Raw genomic sequence first — 235 nt, 5'->3', positions numbered from 1 at the left:
ACGCCGGTGCCGCAGGGTGCGCGGCCGTTGCCCGCCGCCCTGCCCAGCCGCATCGATGCCGGGGTGATGCGAGCGCCGCTGGTGGTGAGGGTGTCCAGCAGCGGTACGGTGGTGGTGGTCCCACTGAGCACGGTGATGTTCTCGTCCACCACGTCCACGTCATTGCCCTGGGTCTGCACGGTGACCGTGGCACTGCTGCAGACCGCCGGCGAGGCCTGGTTGCAGAGGCTGTAGG

General features: G+C 70.2%; 1 protein-coding gene. It reads right to left on the bottom strand.

The features are described 5' to 3' along the window. Nucleotides 1–235: hypothetical protein (locus ACQG3P_RS23820; protein WP_426806431.1), on the bottom strand; the 235-nt coding region annotated here is incomplete at both ends.

The organism is Stenotrophomonas sp. SrG (assembly GCF_050031795.1).
GTDB lineage: Bacteria > Pseudomonadota > Gammaproteobacteria > Xanthomonadales > Xanthomonadaceae > Stenotrophomonas > Stenotrophomonas rhizophila_A.
This window is presented reverse-complemented; position numbering and strand designations above follow the sequence as displayed.